Consider the following 7,530-nt stretch of genomic DNA (forward strand, 5'->3'; position numbering starts at 1 on the left):
GGCGCAGCGCCGCCCGCTGGTCGGTGAGCTCGGTGCTCGCGTGCGGTACGGCCGACGACACCGCCGCCGCGCAGGCGTCCAGCGCCACATGCGCGGTCAGGTCGCAGGAGCCGTCCGGCACCGGACGCACCTCGCGCCCTCCCCGGAAACCGGTCAGCGTCCCGAAGGGCGGCCGGGCGCCCCGTACATGCGCGTAGTCCACCGCTACGGCCAGACCGGCGGCGAGCGAACCGACCGCGCCCGCCCACGCCGCGTCCCGGGGACGGCCGATCTCCGCCCGCTCGCCCGGCGCGGACAGCGGCCACCAGCGCTCCAGCCATGCCGCGTCCGCCCCGGTCACCGCATCGCCGAGCCGCTCCGTGCCGTCCGGGGTCCGCACCTGGACGTACCGGGGGACGCCGTCCGCGTCGGCCTCCGCCACCCCGGCCGGAACGTTGTCCAGCCACTCGTTGGCGAACAGCAGCCCGGTGACCCCCGCGGGCGGCTCCGCGCACCACTCGATCCTGGGGTCCAGGCCCGGGGGCCGGGCGGCGACCTCGACGGCGTACGGGGTCACGTCCAGCCCCTCCGGCAGCGCGGCCAGCACTCCGGTCAACAGCTCGCCGCGCCCCGCCCCGACGTCGACCAGCGCGACCGCGGCGGTGTCCAGCTCCCGGGCGATTCCGGTCAGCAGCCGGGCCACCGCCGCCGCGAAGAGGGGCGAGGCGTGGACCGACGTACGGAAGTGGCCCGCCGGTCCCTCCGGGCTCCGCAGCGGGTTGCGATAGAACCCCTCGTATCCGTACAGAGCGGCTTGAGCCGCCTCTCGCCACCCACGCCACTCGTCCGTCACGTAGGCAAGTCTCCACCTTGGGGAGTACGGTCCCAGGACCTGGATCGACCCTCCGGTTGACCCCGGCACCGATCCGCTGTCCCTACGCTGGGTTACGTGCAGCGCCTCTACGCTTTCATCCGCAGACACCCGACGGGCGTCGACGTCTTCTGGGCCGTCTTCCTCCTCGGGCTCTCCGGCGTGTCGATGGTGTCGGGCATGTACGACACGGGGCGCGAGGAGCTCCTCGCCGTTCCGGTGGTGCTGGGGCTCTCCACGGTGGTGGCGCTGCGCCGCAAGGCCCCGGAGAAGATGCTGCTGCTCGCCATCCTGGTGGGCGTCGTGCAGCTGGTGGCCGACGTCCGGCCGGGCGTCGGGAACTTCGCGATGCTGGTGATCACGTACACCGTGGCCACGGTCGGGGAGTGCTGGGCGTCCCGGCTCGCCCTGGTCTGCAGCCTGGGTGCGGCGGCCCTGTCGCAGCTGCGGTGGGAGGCCGAGCCCGGGGGGTCCTGGCCGCAGGTGATCTTCGTGACGGTCATCATGACCGTGCCGTTCGTGCTGGCCTGGGTGCTCGGGGACTCGCTGCGGACCCGGCGCGCCTACTTCGACCAGCTGGAGGAGCGTGCCGCCCGCCTGGAGCGGGAACGCGAGGCGCAGTCCAAGGTCGCGGTCGCCGCAGAGCGGGCCCGGATCGCCCGCGAGCTGCACGACGTGGTCGCGCACAACGTGTCCGTGATGGTCGTCCAGGCCGACGGTGCCGCCTATGTCATGGACGCCGCCCCCGACCAGGCCCGCCAGGCCCTGGAGACCATCTCCAGCACCGGCCGTCAGGCGCTCGCCGAGATGCGGCGGCTGCTCGGGGTGCTGCGGACCGGTGACGCCCCGGAGAGTGGGGAGTACGTCCCCCAGCCCGATGTGGAGCAGATCGAGGACCTGGTCGCGCAGGTGCGGCAGACCGGCCTGGAGGTCGACTTCAAGGTCGAGGGCACCCCCCGCCCGCTGCCCAGCGGCGTGGAGCTGACCGCGTACCGCGTCGTGCAGGAAGCCCTGACCAACACCCGCAAGCACGGCGGACCCGACGCCGGGGCCAGCGTCCGGCTGGTCTACTTCGACGACGGCCTCGGGCTGCTGATCGAGGACGACGGCCGGGGCGCGGCGCACGAGCTGTACGAGGACGGCGGTGCGGACGGCGCCGGGCACGGGATGATCGGGATGCGGGAGCGGGTCGGCATGGTCGGAGGCACCCTGGACGCGGGACCCCGGCCCGGCGGCGGCTTCCGGATCAGCGCCCTGCTGCCGCTCAAGCCCCCGGACTGACCCGGTCCGCCGCCGTCCGCGTTCCACGACCACCACGACCGACCCCAGGACAGGACACGATCCCCATGACCACGGCCATCCGCGTGATGCTCGTCGACGACCAGGTGCTGCTGCGGACCGGCTTCCGGATGGTGCTCGCCGCCCAGCCCGACATGGAGGTCGTGGCCGAGGCCGGGGACGGGGCGGAGTCGATCGAGATCCTGCGGTCCACCGCCGTCGACGTGGTGCTGATGGACGTCCGCATGCCCCGGCTGGACGGCGTCGAGGCTACCCGCCGCATCTGCGCGCAGCAGGACCCGCCGAAGGTGCTCATCCTGACCACCTTCGACCTCGACGAGTACGCCTTCTCCGGGCTGAAGGCGGGTGCCAGCGGCTTCATGCTCAAGGACGTGCCGCCCGCCGAGCTGCTCGCCGCGATCCGTTCCGTGCACAGCGGCGACGCGGTCGTGGCCCCGTCCACCACCCGCCGGCTGCTCGACCGCTTCTCACCGATGCTGCCCAGCGGCGACAAGGAACCGAAGAACAAGCACATCGGCAGGCTCACCGAGCGCGAACGGGAAGTCATGCTCCTGGTCGCCCAGGGCCTGTCGAACGGGGAGATCGCGGCCCGCCTCGTGCTCTCCGAGGCCACGGTCAAGACGCACGTCGGCCGCATCCTCACCAAGCTGAACCTCCGCGACCGGGTCCAGGTCGTCGTCCTCGCCTACGAGACCGGTCTGGTCCGGGCCGGCGGCGGCGCGCGCTGAGGGGCAGGCTCTCAGCGCAGGACACCCCCAGGGGCAGGCTCTCAGCGCAGGACGCCCTCCAGGAAGTCGCTGCCGAGCCGGGCCACCACCGTCAGGTCCAGCTGGTGCAGGACGTAGCGGCCGCGGCGGCGCGTGGTGACCAGACCCGCCTTCTTGAGCACGGAGAGGTGGCGGGAGACCTCGGGGGAGGTGATGCCGTTGGAGTCGGCCAGCTCGCCGGTGGTGTACGGGGAGCGGGCCAGGTTGCGGCAGAGCCGCATCCGCATCGGGTGGGCCAGCGCCTCCAGGCGCAGCTGGAGCAGTTCCACGGAGGCGGGCGCCGGCAGGTCGGGCAGATGGACCGGGTAGTGGATCACCGGCCGCCAGCCCGGGGCGTGCAGCACCATCAGATGCGGCCAGCCGAAGCTGGTCGGGATGAGCGTCAGGCCCCGGCCGGTGCCCGGGTCGACGGCGCTGGTCCGGCCCTCGGACAGTTTGTCGACGTTGATCCGGCCCGCGCCCTCGTCCAGCGTCACGGCGGACGACACCGCCCCGACTGCGTCGGCCAGCCCCTTGCGCCGCAGCAGCTCCGTCTTGTGCCGGGCGTCCGCGACCAGCTGGACGGAGACCCGGCGCCAGGTGTCGGCGAAGAACGCCTGGTCGCAGTCCTCGAAGAGCCGGCGGATCCAGCCGCGTACGGAGGCGGGGTCGGCCAGCAGCCGCCGGGTGAAGTCCATCTGCTGCGGGCCGCGCGCCGCGGCCAGGTCCAGGGCCCGGCCCCGCATCCCCGCGTCGTTCAGCGGTGACGGGGCCCCGGCCCCGTAGTGGCTGGCGCAGGTGAACTCCAGGGCCGCGGCGACGAACCGCTCGTCGTCCAGCTTGTCCAGCAGGTCCAGGTCCTCGGTGAGTGTCGCCCCGGTCCTGCCGTCGCCGCCCCGGATCCCGGCGAACGGCATGAACACGTCGGAGAAGGTGTTCCGCCAGAGGAACTCCGCCTCCAGCAGCCGGTCCGCGAGGTCGGGTTCCAGGGCCGTCGAGGTCGCGGTGGCCCAGCCGTGCAGCCCCGGATGGTGTCCGGGCTCGGAGAGCGCGTGCAGGGCGAGGCCCAGCTCGGCCAGGGGCGAGGTCGCGAAAACGACGCGGTCGGCGGGCAGTCCCGCGATGTCTATATGCACGCTCACCCCTCCATAGTGGGGGTACGCCCACGGGGCGTCGTGCCATTTGACGGGGGCCGTCAATCAACGAGCGGCACCGCCGCGACCTGCGCAGGCTGTCCGTATGGACGCCATTCAGCAGCACCTGCTCGACACCTACCGCGCGGCCCGGCTGTCGGAGCCCGCGCCCCCGCCACCGGGCCGGCACGACCGCTCGGTCCTGCGCGACCTGTACCGGCACTGGCTCACCCACCCGCCGACGCGCCCGTCCGGAGATCCGGGCTCACCCGGCCCATCCGGCCGCCCCCGTCCGTCAGGCCACTCCAACCCGTCCGGCGTTTGAGGACGGAACCCCGACGCCGGGGGCCGGCCACTCGACGAGGCCCTCGACGCCGGGGGCCCGGCCGTCCTACGTCAGGTACCCCACGAACCCCGCCACCGCATCCCGCACGTCCTCGGCCGACCACTCAAGACCCGCCCCCGCCACCGTCACCTCGGTGCACGAGACCCCGGGCGGCAGCCCCGCCCCGCCCGCCCCCGCGAACCAGCGCCGGAAGAGGGCCACGCCCGTCTCCTCGGCCTGCCGCACCGACGCCTCGTCCAGCACCTCCGTCCCGTACGGCAGCCAGACCTGGAACTGATGCGTGTGCGGCGGTTCCGGACGCACCCGGAACCACGGCACCGCCGACGCCGCGAACCCCTCCGCCAGCGCGCCGGCCACCACCTTCGCGTGCGCCACGTACGACGGCAGCCTCGGCAGCTCCCGTTCCAGGCCCAGCAGCGCCGACAGCGCCGCTGGGTACTGCTGGAAGACCTGGCCCCCGTACCGGTGGCGCCACACGCGCGCCTCCTCCACCAGCGTCGAAGGACCCGCCAGCACCGCCCCCGACAGCCCGTCCAGGGACTTGTAGAACGACACGTACACGCTGTCCGCGAGCGCGGCGATCTCCGACAGCTCCCGCCCGAAGTGCGGGCCGCACTCCCACAGCCGCGCCCCGTCGAGGTGGACCACCGCGTCCCGCTCCCGGGCCGCCTCCACCACCTCCGTCAGCTCCTCCCAGGACGGCAGCACGAACCCGGCGTCCCGCAGCGGCAGCTCCAGCATCAGCGTCCCGAACGGCTCCGGGAACTCCCGGACCTCCTCCGCGCTCGGCAGCCTCGGCCCGGACGTCGGGTGCACCGTGCGCAGCCCGCTCACCGCGCCCAGCGCCCCGCCCTCGTGCAGCTCCGGGTGGGACAGGGGATGCAGCGCCACCGTCGCGTCGCCCGTACCCCGCCCAGCACCGCAGGGCGACCTGCTGGGCCATCGTCCCGGTCGGGAAGAACGCCGCCGCCTCCAGGCCCAGCAGCCCGGCCACCCGCCGCTCCAGATCGGCGACGACCCCGCCCCCGTACACATCGGTCCAGTCCTCCGGATCGTGTACGGAAGCGGCGCCGGCCGCGAGCGCCGCCAGCCGCTCGCCCAGCGTGCCGTCCGCGCCCACCCGGGCCAGCACCCGCCGTGCCCCCCGCCAAGCGGTCAGCCTGCGCCGCCGCTGCTCCTGCTCATCCATCGTGGCCATGGGACGATCATCACCCGGACCTCCGACAGCGCGCCCGCCGATTTCCGTCCGGCAGGAGTCCGGACCGGAGTCCGGACCGGAAAGTTATCCACAGGCTGTGGGCGGCGGGGTAGCTCCGCCGAAACGCTGGCGTAGCATGCAGAGAAATCGTCCGGTACCCCCCGCGGACTGGAACGGAAGGCCATCGCCGCGTGAACGCATCAGTTTCGAAGGAACCCCTCGACGCGAGGGACCGCCCCGCCCGACTCACGGTCGGCGTCGTCGGTGCGGGCCGGGTCGGTCCCGCCCTCGCCGCGGCCCTCCAGCTGGCCGGGCACCGCCCGGTCGCCGTGTCCGGCGTCTCCGACGCCTCCCGGCGCCGCGCCGCCGAGCTGCTCCCCGACGTGCCCCTGGTGGAGCCCGCCGAGGTGCTGGCCCGCGCCGAGCTGGTGCTGCTGACCGTCCCCGACGACGTGCTGCCCACGCTGGTCGAGGGCCTCGTCGAGACCGGCGCCGTACGGCCGGGCCAGCTGCTCGTCCACACCTCCGGGCGGTACGGGACGCGTGTGCTGGATCCCGCGCTGCGGGCCGGGGCCCTGCCGCTCGCGCTGCACCCCGCGATGACGTTCACCGGCACCGCCGTCGACGTCCAGCGGCTCGCGGGCTGCTCCTTCGGCGTCACCGCCCCCGTGGAGCTGCGGCTCGCCGCCGAGGCCCTGGTCATCGAGATGGGCGGCGAGCCCGAGTGGATCGCCGAGGAGTCCCGCCCGCTCTACCACGCGGCCCTCGCCCTCGGCGCGAACCACCTGGTCACCCTGGTCGCCCAGTCGATGGAGCTGCTGACGAAGGCCGGGGTCGCCGCCCCCGACCGGATGCTCGGCCCGCTGCTCGGCGCGGCCCTGGACAACGCCCTGCGCTCCGGCGACGCCGCGCTGACCGGCCCGGTCGCCCGGGGGGACGCGGGCACGGTCGCCGCCCACATCGGCGAACTGCGCGAGCACGCCCCGCAGGCGGTGGCCGGATATCTCGCGATGGCCCGCGCCACGGCCGACCGGGCGCTCGCGCACGGCCTGCTCAAGGCCGAGCCGGCCGAGGACCTGCTGGTCGTCCTGGCCGACCAGGAGCGCCGCCCCGGTGGCCCCGGACCGGGGGAGACCCGATGACGATCATCAGCTGTACGGGATCCGGGGCAGCCCCGATGGCGAACATCAGTTGTGGCGGACCGGGGGAGGTCCGATGACGCGCACCGTCCGGCCCGCCCTCCTGCGCACCGCCGCCGAGCTCGACGCGCTGCCCCGCCCCGCCGGGGCCGAGCGGGCCGTCGTCATGACGATGGGCGCGCTCCACGAGGGCCACGCCGCCCTGATCCGCGCCGCCCGCGAAGCCGCGGGTGCGGACGGCCAGGTCGTGGTCACCGTCTTCGTGAACCCGCTGCAGTTCGGCGAGGCCGCCGACCTGGACCGTTATCCGCGCACCCTGGACAGCGACCTGGGGATCGCCGCGGCGGCGGGGGCCGACGCGGTCTTCGCCCCCGGTGCGGACGAGGTCTACCCCGGCGGCGAGCCCCAGGTCCGGATCACCGCGGGCCCCATGGGCGAGCGTCTCGAAGGCGCGGCCCGGCCCGGGCACTTCGACGGGATGCTCACCGTCGTCGCCAAGCTCCTCCACCTCACCCGGCCCGACGAGGCGTTCTACGGGCAGAAGGACGCCCAGCAGCTCGCCCTGATCCGCCGCATGGTCCGCGACCTGAACTTCGGCGTCCGCGTCACCGGTGTCCCCACCGTCCGGGACGCGGACGGCCTCGCGCTCTCCAGCCGCAACCGTTTCCTGTCCGCCGAGGAGCGGCACACCGCGCTCGCCCTGCCCCGCGCCCTGTTCGCGGCCCGCGACCGGCTCGTCGCCCAGCAGGCCCTGCACGAGCGGGCCCGGGCCACCGCACCCAGATCAGAAGTGGAAGAGTCTTCATCATGCAGGTCTGG

The 7,530-nt window shown here is 74.2% G+C and carries 7 protein-coding genes and 1 pseudogene; 5 read left to right on the forward strand and 3 right to left on the reverse strand.

Going from position 1 to position 7,530, the window contains the following annotated elements; translation table 11 throughout:
- On the reverse strand, positions 1-832 hold an 832-nt coding region (locus B9S58_RS02255; protein WP_103530467.1), incomplete at its 3' end, for an SAM-dependent methyltransferase.
- 96 nt (positions 833-928) lie between these two features.
- Between B9S58_RS02255 and B9S58_RS02260 the strand changes: the two genes are divergently transcribed.
- Both B9S58_RS02260 and B9S58_RS02265 read left to right on the forward strand, forming a co-directional pair.
- Positions 929-2,131, forward strand: a complete 1,203-nt coding sequence (locus B9S58_RS02260) for a sensor histidine kinase (RefSeq protein WP_103530468.1) — start codon at positions 929-931, stop codon at positions 2,129-2,131.
- 65 nt (positions 2,132-2,196) lie between these two features.
- Positions 2,197-2,877 carry a response regulator transcription factor gene (locus B9S58_RS02265; protein ID WP_103530469.1) on the forward strand — a complete coding sequence of 227 codons (681 nt, stop codon included), beginning with the start codon at positions 2,197-2,199 and terminating at the stop codon, positions 2,875-2,877.
- 41 nt (positions 2,878-2,918) lie between these two features.
- On the opposite strand, the gene B9S58_RS02270 is transcribed toward B9S58_RS02265, so the two are convergent.
- Positions 2,919-4,031, reverse strand: a complete 1,113-nt coding sequence (locus B9S58_RS02270) for a DUF5937 family protein (RefSeq protein WP_103530470.1) — start codon at positions 4,029-4,031, stop codon at positions 2,919-2,921.
- A gap of 103 nt (positions 4,032-4,134) precedes the next feature.
- Here B9S58_RS02270 and B9S58_RS02275 point away from each other — a divergent pair, with 103 nt between their 5' ends.
- Positions 4,135-4,353 carry a hypothetical protein gene (locus B9S58_RS02275; RefSeq protein ID WP_103530471.1) on the forward strand — a complete coding sequence of 73 codons (219 nt, stop codon included), beginning with the start codon at positions 4,135-4,137 and terminating at the stop codon, positions 4,351-4,353.
- Positions 4,354-4,419: 66 nt separating this feature from the next.
- Here B9S58_RS02275 and B9S58_RS02280 read toward each other — a convergent pair.
- Positions 4,420-5,572 (reverse strand): annotated as a pseudogene (locus B9S58_RS02280) (threonine aldolase family protein).
- Between the two features lie 191 nt (positions 5,573-5,763).
- Between B9S58_RS02280 and B9S58_RS02285 the strand changes: the two are divergent.
- Together B9S58_RS02285 and panC are read left to right on the forward strand one after the other, a co-directional pair.
- Positions 5,764-6,714 carry a Rossmann-like and DUF2520 domain-containing protein gene (locus B9S58_RS02285; protein ID WP_103530472.1) on the forward strand — a complete coding sequence of 317 codons (951 nt, stop codon included), beginning with the start codon at positions 5,764-5,766 and terminating at the stop codon, positions 6,712-6,714.
- 73 nt (positions 6,715-6,787) lie between these two features.
- Positions 6,788-7,530, forward strand: a 743-nt coding sequence (gene panC / locus B9S58_RS02290) for a pantoate--beta-alanine ligase (protein ID WP_103530473.1), incomplete at its 3' end; no start/stop codon positions are given.

This window comes from Streptomyces sp. SM11 (assembly GCF_002910905.1).
Taxonomy (GTDB): domain Bacteria; phylum Actinomycetota; class Actinomycetes; order Streptomycetales; family Streptomycetaceae; genus Streptomyces.

What these genes read in the sequence shown, in the direction of transcription:
- B9S58_RS02275 (WP_103530471.1), top strand. Translation starts at nt 4,135, where the DNA reads ATGGACGCCATTCAGCAGCACCTGCTCGACACCTACCGCGCGGCCCGG.
- B9S58_RS02265 (WP_103530469.1), top strand. Translation starts at nt 2,197, where the DNA reads ATGACCACGGCCATCCGCGTGATGCTCGTCGACGACCAGGTGCTGCTG.